Annotated in this window: 12 protein-coding genes and 1 pseudogene; 7 read left to right on the forward strand and 6 right to left on the reverse strand. The window is 71.9% G+C overall.

Annotation, left to right across the window (positions count from 1 at the left end; genetic code table 11):
• Positions 1-8: 8 nt before the first annotated feature.
• Together ACFY0K_RS23920 and ACFY0K_RS23925 are read left to right on the forward strand one after the other, a co-directional pair.
• On the forward strand, positions 9-1,010 hold the full coding sequence (locus tag ACFY0K_RS23920; protein WP_390641573.1) for an LLM class F420-dependent oxidoreductase: 1,002 nt from the start codon (positions 9-11) through the stop codon (positions 1,008-1,010).
• 17 nt (positions 1,011-1,027) lie between these two features.
• Complete coding sequence (locus ACFY0K_RS23925) at positions 1,028-2,116, forward strand: LLM class flavin-dependent oxidoreductase (RefSeq protein ID WP_390641574.1); 1,089 nt, start codon at positions 1,028-1,030, stop codon at positions 2,114-2,116.
• Positions 2,117-2,215: 99 nt separating this feature from the next.
• On the opposite strand, the gene ACFY0K_RS23930 is transcribed toward ACFY0K_RS23925, so the two are convergent.
• From ACFY0K_RS23930 to ppk2, 4 genes are all read right to left on the reverse strand, one after another.
• Positions 2,216-3,970 carry a xylosidase gene (locus ACFY0K_RS23930; protein ID WP_390641575.1) on the reverse strand — a complete coding sequence of 585 codons (1,755 nt, stop codon included), beginning with the start codon at positions 3,968-3,970 and terminating at the stop codon, positions 2,216-2,218.
• A 43-nt stretch (positions 3,971-4,013) separates the two neighbouring features.
• Positions 4,014-4,712, reverse strand: a complete 699-nt coding sequence (locus tag ACFY0K_RS23935; protein WP_382719732.1) for a response regulator — start codon at positions 4,710-4,712, stop codon at positions 4,014-4,016.
• 158 nt (positions 4,713-4,870) lie between these two features.
• Positions 4,871-5,335: a cyclic nucleotide-binding domain-containing protein gene (locus ACFY0K_RS23940; RefSeq protein WP_351955865.1), complete on the reverse strand. Its 465-nt coding sequence runs from the start codon at positions 5,333-5,335 to the stop codon at positions 4,871-4,873.
• Between the two features lie 305 nt (positions 5,336-5,640).
• Positions 5,641-6,444, reverse strand: a complete 804-nt coding sequence (gene ppk2 / locus ACFY0K_RS23945; protein ID WP_351955866.1) for a polyphosphate kinase 2 — start codon at positions 6,442-6,444, stop codon at positions 5,641-5,643.
• Positions 6,445-6,486: 42 nt separating this feature from the next.
• Here ppk2 and ACFY0K_RS23950 point away from each other — a divergent pair, with 42 nt between their 5' ends.
• Complete coding sequence (locus ACFY0K_RS23950) at positions 6,487-8,871, forward strand: phosphoketolase (RefSeq protein WP_390641576.1); 2,385 nt, start codon at positions 6,487-6,489, stop codon at positions 8,869-8,871.
• Positions 8,872-8,893: 22 nt separating this feature from the next.
• Here the strand turns inward: ACFY0K_RS23950 and ACFY0K_RS23955 are convergent, their stop codons facing one another.
• Entirely contained in the window at positions 8,894-9,274 is a 381-nt protein-coding gene (locus ACFY0K_RS23955; RefSeq protein ID WP_390641577.1) for an STAS domain-containing protein, read from the reverse strand.
• Positions 9,275-9,540: 266 nt separating this feature from the next.
• Here ACFY0K_RS23955 and ACFY0K_RS23960 point away from each other — a divergent pair.
• Together ACFY0K_RS23960 and ACFY0K_RS23965 are read left to right on the forward strand one after the other, a co-directional pair.
• Positions 9,541-9,819, forward strand: a pseudogene (locus ACFY0K_RS23960) (pyridoxamine 5'-phosphate oxidase family protein); the annotation flags it as partial.
• 323 nt (positions 9,820-10,142) lie between these two features.
• On the forward strand, positions 10,143-11,882 hold the full coding sequence (locus ACFY0K_RS23965) for a GAF domain-containing protein (protein WP_390641578.1): 1,740 nt from the start codon (positions 10,143-10,145) through the stop codon (positions 11,880-11,882).
• Between the two features lie 173 nt (positions 11,883-12,055).
• Here the strand turns inward: ACFY0K_RS23965 and ACFY0K_RS23970 are convergent, their stop codons facing one another.
• On the reverse strand, positions 12,056-12,451 hold the full coding sequence (locus ACFY0K_RS23970) for a nuclear transport factor 2 family protein (RefSeq protein ID WP_351956413.1): 396 nt from the start codon (positions 12,449-12,451) through the stop codon (positions 12,056-12,058).
• Positions 12,452-12,523: 72 nt separating this feature from the next.
• Between ACFY0K_RS23970 and ACFY0K_RS23975 the strand changes: the two genes are divergently transcribed.
• A complete protein-coding gene (locus ACFY0K_RS23975; protein ID WP_390641579.1) occupies positions 12,524-13,102 on the forward strand; it encodes a PadR family transcriptional regulator in 579 nt (192 codons plus the stop codon).
• Positions 13,103-13,390: 288 nt separating this feature from the next.
• Positions 13,391-15,439, forward strand: coding sequence for a phosphocholine-specific phospholipase C (locus tag ACFY0K_RS23980; RefSeq protein WP_390641580.1), 2,049 nt, complete (start codon positions 13,391-13,393; stop codon positions 15,437-15,439).
• The last annotated feature ends 73 nt before the right edge of the window (positions 15,440-15,512 follow it).

Consider the following 15,512-nt stretch of genomic DNA (forward strand, 5'->3'; position numbering starts at 1 on the left):
CCGTCCGTATGAGCGACGACCGGCAACCGCCCAGGTGGGGGATCACCCTGCCGCTGCCGGGCCTGACCATCGACCGGCACCGCTTCCTCGTGGAGCGGTTGCCCGGCCTCGGTTACACCGACGTGTGGAGCGCGGAGGGTGGCGGCACCGACGCCTTCACCCCGCTCGCCGTCACCGCCGCCTGGTCGGACACCCTGCGGATCGCCACCGGTATCGTCCCCGTGCACACCCGCGGACCGGCCGTCCTCGCCCAGACCGCCGCCACACTGGCTCAACTCGCCCCCGGGCGGCTGCTCCTGGGCCTCGGTGCGTCGGTGCCCGCGCATGTCACGGACATCAACGGCATCCCCTTCGACGAACCCTTCAAGCGGACCCGTGACGTGCTGCGCTTCGTGACGCGGGCGCTGCGCGGCGAGCACATCGCGGGCGACTTCGACACCTTCTCGATCACCGGGTACCGGCTGCCGCATCCGCCGGCCGCCCCCGTCAAGGTCATCCTCGGCGCACTGCGGCCCGGCATGCTGCGGCTCGGCTTCACCGAAGGGGACGGAGCCATCACCAACCTGCTCTTCCCCGAGGACGTGCCGAAGATCCTCCACGCGGTGGGCCCGCAACCGCCCGGCAAGGAACTCGTCGTCAAGGTTTTCGTCTGTCCCACCGAGGACACCGACTACGCCCACCGCGCCACCCGGCCCTTCCTCGCCTGGATCCTCAACCGGGAGCCGTACCGCAAGTTCCACGAGTGGCTCGGCCACGGCGAACTGCTGCGCGAATCGCACGAGCGCTGGGCCGCGGGCGACATCGAGGCCGCCCAGAAGGCGCTGCCGGACGAGGTCGTGGACGGGCTGTTCATCAGCGGTTCGCCGGAGGAGTGCCGCGAACGCATCCTGCGCTACCACCGCCCCGGCGTGACCACGCTCCAGCTCTACGTCTCCCTGCCCCCCGAGGTGTTCGTCAGCCGGGCCCGGCTGCTCGACACCCTGGCCCGCCTGGGACCCACCGGCGGCTGACCTGTGGAGGTTCCGGCATGGAACTCGACCTGCGCGGCGGCGTCCGCGCCGCCCCGGTGCCCGGCGACACGCCCCGGGAACGGCAGGCGCTGCGGTTCGCCCCCGACCCCCGCGCGCGGGACGCGGACCCCCACCACGTCGCCCGCAGCGCCCGGGAGAACGAGGAGGACGGACTCGACAGCGCACTGGTGACGCAGTCGAGTTCCTGGCCGGACCCGTGGATCGTCGCGACCTGGGCGCTCGCGGCCACCAGCCGGCTGCGGATCGCCGTGGCCCACCGGATCGGCGTCACCGCGCCCACCGCGGCGGCCCGGTCCCTCGCCACCCTTGACCGGCTGTCCGGCGGCCGGGCGGCCGCGCACGTGATCGTCGGCTCCAGCGACGTCGATGTCGCACGGGACGGCGACACCCTGCCGAAGGCGCACCGCTACCGGCGCGCGGCGGAGTACCTGGACGTCTTCCACCGGGCACTGGCCGAGGAGAAGGACTTCACCTTCGAGGGCGAGTTCTACACGCTGCGCGGCGCTCGCTCGGGCCTGCGCCCCGAGCCGCGCGGCGAGTTGGTGTCCTTCGGCGGCTCGTCCCCGGAAGGCCTCGAACTGGCCGCCCGGTACGCCGAGGTGTACGCCATCGCGCCCATGCCCCTCACCGCGACCCGGCTGCGTGTCGCCGAGATCAGAGCCGCCGCGGCCCGGCACGGACGGTCGCTGCGCATCTGGCGGCCCGTCGGCCTGGTCCTCGCTCCCACCGACGAACAGGCCCGGGCCAAGGCCCGCCGGATCGCCGACGACGCGGTCCGGCTGAGCACCGCGGCCCGCAGCTCCCGTTGGACGGAGGCCGTCCAACTCGACCGGGACCGCGAACGCGGCCGCTCGGTGCCCGGGACGGGTCCGGCCGAGATCACCGCGTACATCCGCCGCTCCCTGGCCGCCGCGTTCGTCGGCTCGCCCCGCACGGTGGCGGACCGCATCGACTGGCTGCGCACGGCCGGCATCGACATCGTGCAGCTGGACGCATCGGTGGAGACGGAGGAAGACCGTTCCCTGCGACGTGAGCTGGTGACCCTGCTGCGGACCGGCCGGACTCACGGGCGCCGCGGCTGGTAGGCCGGAGCCCCGCGGGGCTGGCGGTACGGCCGAAAAGTCGCGGGAGGCCCGCAGCGGGTGGTGCCCGCTGCGAACCTCGGCCATGGCCGGCCGTGGCACCTAGACCGTGGTCAGGTCGAACTGTTCCCAGGTGCCGATCGCGGTGCGGTTGGCGACGAGGGGGTCGGCGCCGGCGTTCTCGGCCGTGACGTACTTGCCGTCGGCGGCGGCGAGGAGGCTGACGGTGCCGTTCGAGTTGGTGACGAGCTGGAAGGTCTCGTAGCTGCCGATGGCGGTGCGGTTGGCGATGAGGGCGGAGGCACCCGCGTTGTCGGCGCAGACGATCTGCCCGTTGGCACGGGCGCGCAGGGCGATCGTGCCGTTGCCGAGGTCGATCCGGTCGAACTTCTCCCAGGTGCCGGCGGAGTCGCGGTTGGCGATCAGGGCCGAGGCGCCGGCGTTCTCCGCGGTGACGTACTTGCCGTTGGCGCGGGCCTTGAGGGCGATGGTGGCGGTGGCGGGGCTGCCAGCGGAGGTGCCGTTGACGTAGGGGGCGGTGGGGCGGGTGGCGGTCAGGGCCAGGGCGCCCTTGAGCATGCGGCCGCCGTCGCCGGTGAGGCGCAGGTAGTAGTCGGCGGAGCAGGCGGTGCCGTCCTCGTCGAGGGCGAGCAGGCCGGAGTCGGTGGGGACCCAGGCCTGAGATTCGGCGGTCTTGGCGATCTGGTTGCCCTCGTTGTACTCGTCGTACATGGAGATGTAGATGCCCTGCACGCCGGCGCGGACCATGTTGTAGAACTGGCGCCACATGAAGTCGCCGTGGGCGCGCTGGTGTTCGGCGACATCGCCGGGCAGGACGCACGGCTGGTAGTCGATGCCGTGGGAGGCGCAGTCGGCGACGTCGGGGACGGTGGCGTTGGTGTAGAAGTTGTCGGCGTCCGAGGCGTTGCCGATCCGGCCGACCATCCAGGGCGAGATCATGTTCAGGGCGTGGTAGACGTCGGAGAACCCCGAGCGGGAGTCGCCGGTACCGGTGCGCCACCAGGTGGGGACGCCGCCGATGACGTAACAGCCCTGGTTCTTGAACCAGTTGATGACGTCGAGGCAGGCGTCGGCGGTGAAGGCGTGTTTGTCGTCGTTGAAGCCGAAGCCCCAGATGCAGACGACGGGTTTGCCGTTCTGGGTCGCGTACGCCGAACTCGCCGTGTGCGCCGACATCTTGTTCGTCCAGTCGGTCTTGATCTCGGACTGCATGTTCGTCCAGCCGCTGACGTCGTACATGATGTAGAACTTCCGGCCGTACGCCTCGGCGGCGCTGCGCACCTTGGTCGCCATGGCGTCGCGGGTGGGGCCCTCGCCGCCGGTGGGGTTGAAGCGCTGGAGGGCGGCGGTGTCGATGCCGTACTGCTGCATCCACAGGAAGTGCGTGTCGACGGTCTGCTGGTCGTAGGAGGAGAAGAGGGCGGGGGTGTGGCCGTTGCCGAAGTTCGCGAACGCGGTGGTGTAGGTCCTGGTGTAGTCGCGGATGTCGGGCCAGGCCTTGATGCCGTTGTTGCTGGGGGAGGGGGTGGAGGCGCTGTTGGGGGCCCAGTGCCACCAGGCGTTGATGGGGGCGCCGTCGCCCTTGCAGGCGAACCAGCCCTGGTAGCCGACGGTGACCTTGCCGACCACGTCGCCGGCCGCGCTCGCGGTGGTGCTCGTGTCGGCCGCCGACGCGAAGCGGGTGACGCCGAACGTGCCGAGTGCCGCGACCGCGGTGCCGCCCGCCGTGGCGCCGAGGAGCCTGCGGCGGGACCACGTGGGAGCGCGGTGGGAGAGGGGGGTCCGGGGCTCCGGGGTGTTCGAGGAGGTGTCCATGTGAAGGGGAGGGACCGCCACGGGCACCTCGGTAACAGAAACCGGGCGAGATCTTTTCCGGGCCCTACTTCGCAGGGCCCCCGGCCCCCGGCTGCTCCAGGTGGGTGGCGAGGACGGCGGCCTGGACGCGGCGCTGGACGCCGAGTTTGGCGAGGAGGCGGGAGATGTGGTTCTTGACGGTCTTCTCGGAGAGGTAGAGCTTCTTGCCGATCTCGCGGTTGGTGAGGCCGTCGCCGATGAGGGCGAGGATGTCGCGTTCGCGGGGGGACAGGCTCGCGAGTTCGGGTGGCACGGACGGGGTCTGGGCGGGGTCGGCGCGCAGGGAGCGCATGAGGCGGGCCGTGGTGGCGGGGTCCAGCATGGACTGGCCGGAGGCGACCGTGCGGACCGCGGAGACCAGGTCGGAGCCCTTGATCTGCTTGAGGACATAGCCGGCGGCTCCGGCCATGATCGCGTCGAGGAGGGCTTCCTCGTCGTCGAAGGAGGTGAGCATGAGGCAGGCCAGGCCGGGCATCTGGTCGCGCAGTTCGCGGCAGACGGTGATGCCGTCGCCGTCGGGCAGGCGGACGTCGAGGACGGCGACGTGCGGGCGCAGGGCGGGGCCGCGGGCGAGGGCGTGCTGGACGGTGCCGGCGTCGCCGACGACCGTGATGTCGGGTTCCGCTTCGAGGAGGTCGGTGATGCCGCGCCGGACGACCTCGTGGTCGTCCAGCAGGAACACGCGGATCGGGTGCTGTTCCGAGAAGGTGCGTGGCTCCGACATCGTGACGTCCCCTTGTCCCCGGCATCCCGGTCTGTCCCGGACGGCGGGCAGACCACGGGCCGCCCATCAGGATCATCGTCCGCCGGGGGCCGGTCGCACCAGGGCCGACCGGCCCCACTTGTCGCCTCACCGGCGGTGTGCGCCGGCCGCGGACGGTGTCAGACGCTCGCGCCGGCGCCGTACGGGGCGTACAGGTCCAGCAGCCGTTTCCGGGCCGCGCGCAGACGGTGCGCGAGCACCTGGCCCACCCACTGGCTGACCGCGTTGCCCAGCGCCGGATCCTCCCGGCACAGGGCCAGGACGGTCGCGGCGTCGAACTCGTAGGCGCGCACCGGCGTGGTGGCCTCGGCACCCAGGTGCCACACCGGGGGCGCGAACAGCCAGGACCAGCCGATGAGCTCGTTGTGCCCGAGGCTCTCTATGACGGCCGCACGGCGGCCCGGGACGTGCATGTCGAGTTCGACGCGGCCGGTGCGGATGATCCAGAACCGGTCGGCGTGACCGCCCTCCTCGAAGAGCCGCGTGCCCTGCGGGAAGGCGACCTCCCGGGCGTGGCGCATCAGCTGCCGCTGCCGGTCGGCGGGCAGGACGCGCAGCATGCTGAGGGTCGACGGGGTGCTCATGGCCTGCCTCCCGGGCGGGACGTGGGTACGGGCTGCCACTGTCAGCGTGCGGTGCCGGGGCCGGGCCCGCCATGGGCCGAGCGGTCCCTCAGGTCCGGGACCAGTGGCCCCTGCCCGCCGGACCTCCCGGATCCGACGCTTGAACCGGATCCGCCGAAGGAGCCCCGCGCGATCCCTCGGCCCAGGAGACCAGAAGCCCAGGAGACCAGAGACCAGGAGGTGACGATCATGCTTCGCACCGTCACCGCGGCACTCGTCGGCCCGGCCGGGGGCCGCCCGGCGGCGCCGTCCGGGGACCCGCTCGCTCAGAGGCTCGCCGCGTGATCGGGGACGTAGGTCTGCAGATCCCTGGGCGGCCGCTCGTAGCCGGTCGACGGCGGCCGCTTCGGGAGTTCCAGCACCGGCGGCGGCACGTCGTGGTACGGCACGGTCGACAGCAGGTGGGCCATCATGTTGAGCCGGGCCCGGCGCTTGTCGTCGCTCTCCACGACGTACCAGGGCGCGTCCGAGACGTCCGTGTGGACCAGCATCTCGTCCTTCGCCCGGGAGTACGCCTCCCAGTGGGTGATCGACTCCAGGTCCATCGGCGAGAGCTTCCAGCGCCGCAGCGGATCCTCGAGGCGCTTGCGGAACCGGTCCTGCTGCTCGGTGTCGCTCACCGAGAACCAGTACTTGCGCAGCAGGATCCCGGACTCCACCAGCATCCGCTCGAAGATCGGGCAGTGCCGCAGGAAGAGCTGGTACTCCTCCTTCGTACAGAAACCCATCACGCGTTCGACGCCGGCCCGGTTGTACCAGGACCGGTCGAACAGCACGATCTCCCCGGCCGCCGGGAGATGCTCCACGTACCGCTGGAAGTACCACTGGGTGCGCTCGCGCTCGGTGGGTTTCGGCAGCGCCGCGATCCGCGCGATCCGCGGATTGAGGTGCTCGGTCACCCGTTTGATCGTCCCGCCTTTACCGGCCGCGTCCCGTCCCTCGAAGATCACAACAAGACGTGCGCCCGTGGCCCGCACCCACTCCTGCAGTTTCACCAACTCGGTCTGCAACCGGAGCAGTTCCGCTTCGTACACCTTGCGCGGCAGCTCCGCCGCCTGCTTGCCGGCCATGCCGCCTCCACCGCCCGATGACCTACCCATGGAGCCATCCCGATGCCCAAGGTCGAACACCAGGACGCCACCGTACTGTCCGACGACGAAGTGCGCACCCTGGACGCGCACTGGCGTGCCGCCAACTACCTGGCGGCGGGCCAGATCTACCTGATGTCCAACCCGCTGCTCACCGAGCCGCTGCGCCCCGAGCACATCAAGCCCCGGCTGCTCGGCCACTGGGGCACCTCGCCCGGCCTGAACCTCGTGTACACCCACCTCAACCGGGTGATCCGGGCCCGCGGTCTGGACGCGCTGTGCGTGTGGGGGCCGGGGCACGGGGGGCCGTCCGTGCTGGCCAACTCCTGGCTGGAGGGCAGCTACAGCGAGACCTACCCCGACGTCCCGCGGGACGCGGCGGGGATGGGCCGGCTGTTCCGGCAGTTCTCCTTCCCCGGCGGGGTGCCCAGTCACGTGGCTCCCGAGACGCCCGGCTCCATCCACGAGGGCGGTGAGCTCGGCTACTCCCTCTCCCACGCCTACGGCGCCGCCTTCGACAACCCGGACCTGCTGGTCGCCTGTGTGATCGGGGACGGCGAGGCGGAGACCGGGCCGCTGGCCGCCTCCTGGCACTCCAACAAGTTCCTCGACCCGGTCCACGACGGCGCCGTCCTGCCGATCCTGCACCTGAACGGCTACAAGATCGCCAACCCGACGGTCCTGGCCCGCCTGCCCGAGTCCGAGCTGGACGAACTGCTGCGCGGCTACGGCCACGAGCCGATCCACGTCACGGGCGACGACCCGCACGAGGTCCACCGGGCCATGGCGGCGGCGATGGACGACGCGCTGGACCGCATCGCCGTGATGCAGCGCTCGGCGCGCGAGGAGGGGATCACCGAGCGCGTGCACTGGCCGGTGATCGTGCTGCGGACGCCGAAGGGCTGGACCGGTCCGGCGGAGGTGGACGGTGTCCCCGTCGAGGGCACCTGGCGGGCCCACCAGGTCCCGCTGGCCGGCGTCCGCGAGAACCCCGAGCACCTGCGGCAGCTGGAGGCATGGCTGCGTTCGTACCGGCCCGAGGAGCTCTTCGCCCCCGACGGACGGCCGGTCGCCGACGTGCTTGCCTGCGTCCCCGAGGGGGCGCGGCGTCTGGGCGCGTCGCCGTACGCCAACGGCGGGCTGCTCGTCCGCGACCTGCCCATCGCCGACCTCGACGAGTTCGCCGTCCCCGTCGACAAGCCCGGTACGGCCCTGCACGAACCCACGCGGGTGCTCGGTGACCTCCTGGCCCAGGTCATGAAGGACACCGGGGCGCGCCGGGACTTCCGCCTGGTCGGCCCGGACGAGACCGCCTCCAACCGGCTGCAGGCCGTCTACGGCGCCAGCGGCAAGGCCTGGCAGGCCGCGCTGCTGCAGGTGGACGAGCACCTGGACCGGCACGGCCGGGTGATGGAGATCCTCTCCGAGCACACCTGCCAGGGCTGGCTGGAGGGCTATCTCCTCACCGGCAGGCACGGGATGTTCTCCTGCTACGAGGCGTTCGTGCACATCGTCGACTCGATGGTCAACCAGCACATCAAGTGGCTCAAGACAGCACGGGAGCTGGCGTGGCGGGCGCCGATCGCCTCGCTCAACTACCTGCTCACGTCCCACGTCTGGCGCCAGGACCACAACGGTTTCTCGCACCAGGACCCCGGCTTCGTCGACCACGTCCTCAACAAGAGCCCCGAGGTCGTCCGCGTCTACCTGCCGCCGGACGCCAACACCCTGCTCTCGGTCGCGGACCACGCGCTGCGCAGCCGGGACTACGTCAACGTCATCGTGGCCGGCAAGCAGCCCTGCTTCGACTGGCTCTCCATGGACGAGGCCCGCGTGCACTGCGCGCGCGGCGCCGGGATCTGGGAGTGGGCGGGCACCGAGGACGGCACCCGCGAGCCCGACGTGGTGCTGGCCTGCGCCGGCGACGTGCCCACCCAGGAGGTGCTCGCCGCCGCCCAGCTGCTGCGCCGGCAGCTGCCGCAGCTGGCCGTCCGCGTGGTCAACGTCGTCGACATGACCCGGCTGCTCCCGAAGGACGAGCACCCGCACGGGATGACCGACTTCGAGTACGACGGCCTGTTCACCGCCGACAAGCCGGTGATCTTCGCGTACCACGGGTATCCCTGGCTGATCCACCGCCTCGCCTACCGCCGCACCGGCCACCCGCACCTGCACGTGCGCGGCTACAAGGAGTCGGGGACCACGACCACGCCGTTCGACATGGTCGTCCGCAACGACCTGGACCGCTACCGGCTGGTCATGGACGTCATCGACCGGGTGCCCGGCCTCGCGGTCCGGGCCGCCGCCGTACGCCAGCAGATGGCCGACGCCCGCACCCGCCACCAGGCCTGGATCCGCGAGCACGGCACCGACCTGCCCGAGGTCGCCGACTGGACCTGGAACGGCTGAACGTGCGCGTTCCCCGTCCCGGTCAGGCGACCGGGACGGGGGCGTCCCCGTCGGCGAGGGCCTCCGGGAGGCCGGGGTACAGCTCGAACGCGTCGCCCAGCCCCGTGCGGCGCAGCAGCCGGTGGAAGTCGTCGTCCGGCGTGACCAGGCGCAGTCTGCCGCCGCGGTACCGGACCCGGTTGCGCGCCCGGCACAGGAGACCGAGGCCGGAGCAGTCGGCGAACGGGACGGGACTCAGGTCGAGCACCAGATCGGGCGCCGCACCGGACGTCAGGTCGTCCAGGGCCACGGAGAGGACCGGAACCGCCAGGAGGTCGAGGTCGCCGTGCAGGGTCACGACGGTGGTGCCCCCGTCGGTACGGGTCGTGCGGTACGTCGCGGACCTCGTGTGGTTGTCGGCCATAAGAAGAGCGAAGTCCAGCCGGCGACTCGCGCGGAAGGGCCGTTCGGCCCCTTCGGTGCTCCGGCCGGTCCGTCCTTCGGTGCTCCGGGCGGTCGGTCCTGCGGTGCTCCGGGTGGTCCGTGTCCTGCGGTGCCCCGGACGGCCCCGTCCTGCGGCGCCTCGGACGGCCCGTGTCCTGCGGCGCCCCGGGCGGTCCGTGTCCTGCGGCGCCCCGGACGGCCCCGTCCTGCGGTGCTTCGGGCGGTCCTTCCTGTCGTCTCCGGCGCGAAAGGGCGCGTGCGGCGGCCGGTGGGGGCCGACCGGCCCAGGCGGAGCCCGCCGAGCCGGTACAGCGGAGCCCGCCGAGCCGGTACAGGAGCGTCGTCGTGACCGGCCGTGCGGCCGTGGTCAGGGTCCCCGGCGAACACGCGAGGCTCGTCCTGGACGGCCCGGGGTCCTGGGTTCCGTCACCGCGGGAGGTCTTCGTCCGCATCGAGCCGGAACTCGTCACCGGACGGGAACCGACCGGCGGCCGCACCCGGTACGGCCTGGACCCCATCCCGTGATCCCCGCCGCGCTCCCGCGGTACTCCCCGTGAGCCCGGGCGGCGCGGAGCGACACCGCGGGGGACCGGTGCCGCTCCTGAGCCCAGTCTCCCCCCAGGCCGTGCCCAGTGGCGGGTGCCGGTGGTCACCGGTTCGGGACCGGTCGGCCCTTACGACCTGGGCGGCGCACCCGGTACGGGGGTTCCGTTCCGGTGCTGTCCGCCGCGCCGCGCTGACGCCCGCCCGACTTGCCCGATCCAGGTGCCCGGCGAGGTCGGCCCGCACTACGGTGGGCCTTGACCGGACCTGCCGGTGTACGAGTCGACGGGGTCGGGAGGAGCGCGGTGGAGAGCCATGAGGCGGCCCAGGTGCGGCTGCCGCAGCTCAGGCTGGACGAGCTGCTGGGGGAGCTGCAGGCGCGGCTGGACGCGGCGCGTGGCACCCGGGACCGGGTGCACAGCCTGCTGGAGGCGGTGCTCTCGGTCGGCCGGGAACTGGACCTGGAGCAGGCTCTGCGCAGCATCGTGGAGGCGGCGGCGGTGCTGGTGGACGCCGAGTACGCGGCCCTGGGGGTGATCGGGCCCGACGGCAGGCGGCTGTCGGCGTTCCACACGGTCGGGGTGACCGAGGAGGAGATCGCCCGGATCGGCCCGTTCCCGGAGGGCCACGGGATCCTCGGCGAGCTGATCCGCGAACCCGAGCCGCTGCGCCTGGCCAAGCTCTCCGAGCATCCGGCCTCGTACGGCTTCCCGCCGAACCACCCGCCGATGAACTCCTTCCTCGGGGTCCCGATCCGGGTCCGCGACCAGGTCTTCGGCAACCTCTACCTGACCGAGAAGCGGGGTGGCGGCCAGTTCGACGAGGAGGACGTGTCGGTGACGTCGACGCTGGCCGTGGCGGCCGGGGTGGCGATCGACAATGCCCGGCTGTACGAGGAGTCGCGGCTGCGCGAGCGCTGGCTGCGGGCGAGCGCGGAGATCACGAACAGTCTGATGTCGGGCAGCCCGAGCGCCGAGGCCCTCGGGCTGATCGCCGAGCAGGCCAGGGAGATCACCGGTTCGGCGCTGGCCGCGGTCGCGACCCCGATGGCGGACACCGACTCGCTCACGGTGGAGATCGCCGTCGGTATGGACGCGGACGCTCATCAGGGGCTGGTGCTTTCGCTGGACAGGACGCTCATGGGTCTGGCGTTCGCCCGGGATGCCCTGGTGACCAGTACGGACGTGGTCCATGACGAGCGGGTCTCGCCGGAGCCGCCGCGGTTCACCGGGCTGGGGCCGGCGGTGGCCAGTCCGATCGGGACGGGTGAGGCGGGGGTGCGGGGTGTGGTGCTGCTGGCACGCGAGGCGGGCCGGCCGCCGTTCACGGCGAAGGAGACCGAGCCCTTGCAGGTTTTCGCGGCGCAGGCGGCTCTCGCGATGGAGCTGGCGGAGCGGCGGCGGGACGCGGAGGAGATCGCGGTGCTCAAGGACCGCGACCGGATCGCGCGGGATCTGCACGACCTGGCGATCCAGCGGCTGTTCGCGACCGGGATGACCCTGCAGAGCGCGGGGCGTTTCATCGAGCACTCGGAGGCCGCGGAGCGGGTGCTGCGGGCGGTGGACGACCTGGACGAGACCATCAAGATCATCAGGTCGACGATCTTCGGGTTGCGGGCCCGGGAGGGCGGTGCGGGCAGCGGGCTGCGGGCACGTGCGGTGCGGGTGGCCGGTGAGGCGGCCGCGGCGCTCGGGTTCGCGCCGAGCGTGCGGATGGAGGGGCTGCTCGACACCGACGTGCCCAAGGAGATCGCCGATCACGCGGTCGCGGTCCTGTCCGAGGCCCTGACCAACATCGCCCGGCACGCGCACGCCGACCGCACGGAGGCCGTCCTGGCGACCGACGGGCGGGAGCTGGTCCTCACCGTCCGGGACAACGGAGTGGGCATCCGGCCCGAGGGCCGTCGCAGCGGGCTGCGGAACATGGCGGAACGGGCGGCGGAACTCGGCGGCCGGCTGGAGTGGGACTGTCCCCAGGGGCCGGCGGGCGGGGGAACGACGCTGGTATGGCGGGTGCCGGTCGTGAGGGAGCCGGGGCAGCCGTAGCAGCGGGCGGAACCCGCCGCCGTACCCCGCGGCCGCCCGTCGGCCGCGCGGTGGCCGCCCACTTGCGCAGTGCCTTCCCGAAGCTCGGCGTCTCCTCCCGCGCGGGCCTGCGCGACGCCCTCACCGGCCGGACCCCGGGCGGGCGGCGCTGAGCGGCGCGTGCTCCGGGAGGGTCACCGCGCGGCGGCCGCCTCCTGGGCGATCTGCTCGAACCGGGCGCCCATCGCCTCGGACAGCGCCTGCGCGGCCGACAGCGGACGCACCATCACCGTGAACTCGTCGATCTTCCCGTCCTCGTCGAAGTGCAGGAAGTCGCAGCCCTGGAGCTGCTTGCCGGCGACCGTGGCCGTGAACACGAAGGCGTGGTCGCGGCCGTCCGGGTTCGCGATCTCCCGTACGTAGGCGAAGTCCTCGAACACCTGCGACACCGCGCGCAGGATCGCGGCCGTGACCGGCTTGCCCGGGTACGGCTTGAAGGCGACCGGGCTGGTGAAGACGACGTCGTCGGCGAGCAGGGCGGCCACGGCGGCCATGTCGCCGCTCTCGACGGCCTTGCGGAACGGGTGCACGGGGTGCGCGGAATGCATGGGTCCCACCTCACCTAGTCAAAAAGTTGAGTAGGTGCATGCTAGCGTGCTGCCATGGCTCTGCGGAATGCGCTGATGGCCGCCCTCCTGGAGGGAGAGGCCTCCGGGTACGACCTCGCGAAGGGATTCGACGCGACGGTCGCCAACTTCTGGACGGCGACGCCCCAGCAGCTCTACCGCGAGCTGGAGCGCATGGAGGCGGACGGACTGGTCGCCGCCCGCGTCGTCGAGCAGGAACGCAGGCCCAACAAGCGGCTGTTCTCGCTGACGGAGGCCGGCCGCCAGGCGGTACGCGCCTACACGTCCGAGCCCCCCGGCCGGCCCGCGGTGGTCCGCGACGAGCTGCTGGTCAAGGTGCAGTGCGCGGACGTCGGTGACATCGAGGCGGTCCGGACCGCCGTCGCCGAACGCATGGAGTGGGCCACTGCCAAACTCACCCGCTACGAGCGGATCCGGCAGCGTCTCCTCGCCGGCCGGTCCGAGGAGGCGTACTTCGCCGAGACGGACCGCATCGGCCCGTACCTCACCCTGCTGCGCGGGATGTCCTTCGAGCGGGAGAACCTCCAGTGGGGGGACCTGGCCCTGCGGAGGCTTGCGCAGCGGGCCGAACGGCATGCGCAACAAAGTGAATAGGTTGACCAACAGGGCGCCCGACCCGGGGGCGCCGCCCCGTAGCCGGGCCCGGATCAGCAGGTGGCGGCCCCCGGCGGTCAAGCCGGGCCCCTGATGCAGACGTTGGTCATCCAGGACCCGTCGGCCGGCTCCGTCTCCTTACCGACTACCTACCTCACGTACCGCCGAGTTTCACATCCGCGCCACCAGACCCTTCCCTGACGTTCGATGCCCTTGGAACACTCGCACCCGCGCACAATCCGCCCTGTTCCGGCCAACCCGTGCGTCAGGATGAGAGGTCGCTCACCCATGTCCGAAGTCAACCGGCGCCGATTCCTCCAACTGGCGGGCGCCACCACGGCGTTCACCGCGCTGTCCAGCAGCATCCAGCGCGCCGCCGCACTGCCCGCGAACCACCGCACCGGGTCGATCGAAGACGTCGAGCACATCGTCGTCCTGATGCAGGAGAACCGGTCGTTCGACCACTACTTCGGTACCCTGAGCGGCGTCCGCGGCTTCGGCGACCCCCGCCCGGTCACCCAGAACAACAAGTCCGTGTGGAAGCAGTCGAACGGCACGAAGGACGTCCTGCCCTTCCACCCGGACGCCGACGACCTGGGCCTCGCCTTCATCCAGGACCTCCCGCACGGCTGGAACGACACGCACACCGCCGTCGACGCCGGCAAGTACGACAAGTGGGTGCCGGCCAAGGGCACCACGACGATGGCGTACCTGAACCGCGACGACATACCGTTCCACTACGCGCTCGCCGACGCCTTCACCATCTGCGACGCCTACCACTGCTCGTTCATGGGCTCCACCGACCCGAACCGCTACTACATGTGGACGGGTTACACCGGCAACGACGGCCAGGGCGGCGGCCCGGTCCTCGGCAACGACGAGGCCGGCTACAGCTGGACCACGTACCCGGAGCGCCTGGAGAAGGCCGGCGTATCCTGGAAGATCTACCAGGACGTCGGCGACGGCCTGGACGCGGCCGGCGGCTGGGGCTGGATCCAGGACGCCTACCGCGGCAACTACGGCGACAACTCGCTGCTCTACTTCAAGCAGTACCAGAACGCCCAGCCCGGCGACCCGCTGTACGACAAGGCCCGCACCGGCACCGACGCCACCAAGGGCGAGGGCTTCTTCGACCGGCTCAAGGCCGACGTCAAGGCCGGCAAGCTGCCGCAGATCTCCTGGGTGGTCGCCCCCGAGGCCTTCACCGAGCACCCCAACTGGCCCGCGAACTACGGCGCCTGGTACGTCTCGCAGGTCCTCGACGCGCTCACCGCCGACCCCGCGGTGTGGGCGAAGACGGCCGTCTTCATCACGTACGACGAGAACGACGGCTTCTTCGACCACCTGATCCCGCCGTTCCCGCCGGCCTCCGCCGCGCAGGGCAAGTCCACGGTCGACCCGAGCCTGGACCTCTTCAAGGGCGACGCGAGCCACTCGGCCGGTGCCTACGGCCTCGGCCAGCGCGTCCCGATGCTGGTCGTCTCCCCGTGGAGCAAGGGCGGCTTCGTCTGCTCCGAGACGCTCGACCACACCTCGATCATCCGGTTCATGGAGGCCCGCTTCGGCGTCCACGAGCCCAACATCTCGCCCTGGCGGCGTGCCGTCACCGGCGACCTGACCTCGGCGTTCGACTTCTCCCGCAAGGACACCAAGCCGGTCGCGCTGCCCGCCACGGACGGCTACCGGCCGCCGGACGGCAACCGCCACCCCGACTACGTGCCCACCCCGCCGGCCAACCCTGCGCTGCCGAAGCAGGAGCGCGGCTCCCGGCCCACCCGGCCGCTGAAGTACGCCCCGCTGGTGGACGGCGCGCTGGACGCGGCGGCCGGGAAGTTCACGCTCACCTTCGCGTCGGGCGCGCAGGCCGGTGCCGCCTTCCTGGTGACCTCCAACAACCGCTCCGACGGCCCCTGGAGCTACACCACCGAGGCGGGCAAGACCGTCTCCGACACCTGGAACTCGGTGTACTCGGGCGGCTCCTACGACCTGACCGTGCACGGCCCGAACGGCTTCCTGCGCGGCTTCCAGGGCCCCGGCAAGGTGGCGGGCCCCGAGGTCACCGCCCGGCCGCACGGCGACGACATCGAGCTGACCTTCACCAACAAGGGCAGCGGCACGGTGAAGCTGGCGGTGGCCGACGGGTACGGCGGCCGGGGGCGGACGTTCACGGTGCGGGCCGGGGCCGTTGTGACGCACATCGTGCACCTCAACCACAGCGAGCGGTGGTACGACCTGACGGTGACGTCGGAGGCGGACGCGAGCTTTGTGCGGCGGTTCGCCGGGCATGTGGAGAACGGGGAGGCCGGGGTCAGCGACCCGGCGATCATCACGGTGTGAGCGTGCACCCAAGGGGTGTGGGGGACTGCTGTCAGGCGGCTGCGGGTGGTTCGTGGCCGGTCGCGCAGTTCCC

It is taken from the genome of Streptomyces sp. NPDC001507 (genome assembly GCF_042894765.1).
Classification (GTDB): domain Bacteria; phylum Actinomycetota; class Actinomycetes; order Streptomycetales; family Streptomycetaceae; genus Streptomyces.

Coding starts and splice junctions, on each gene's coding strand:
- ACFY0K_RS23975 (WP_390641579.1), top strand. CDS start 12,524: ATGGCTCTGCGGAATGCGCTGATGGCCGCCCTCCTGGAGGGAGAGGCC.
- ACFY0K_RS23955 (WP_390641577.1), bottom strand. CDS start 9,274: ATGGCCGACAACCACACGAGGTCCGCGACGTACCGCACGACCCGTACC.
- ACFY0K_RS23940 (WP_351955865.1), bottom strand. CDS start 5,335: ATGAGCACCCCGTCGACCCTCAGCATGCTGCGCGTCCTGCCCGCCGAC.
- ACFY0K_RS23925 (WP_390641574.1), top strand. CDS start 1,028: ATGGAACTCGACCTGCGCGGCGGCGTCCGCGCCGCCCCGGTGCCCGGC.
- ACFY0K_RS23935 (WP_382719732.1), bottom strand. CDS start 4,712: ATGTCGGAGCCACGCACCTTCTCGGAACAGCACCCGATCCGCGTGTTC.
- ACFY0K_RS23950 (WP_390641576.1), top strand. CDS start 6,487: ATGCCCAAGGTCGAACACCAGGACGCCACCGTACTGTCCGACGACGAA.
- ppk2 (WP_351955866.1), bottom strand. CDS start 6,444: ATGGCCGGCAAGCAGGCGGCGGAGCTGCCGCGCAAGGTGTACGAAGCG.
- ACFY0K_RS23980 (WP_390641580.1), top strand. CDS start 13,391: ATGTCCGAAGTCAACCGGCGCCGATTCCTCCAACTGGCGGGCGCCACC.
- ACFY0K_RS23920 (WP_390641573.1), top strand. CDS start 9: ATGAGCGACGACCGGCAACCGCCCAGGTGGGGGATCACCCTGCCGCTG.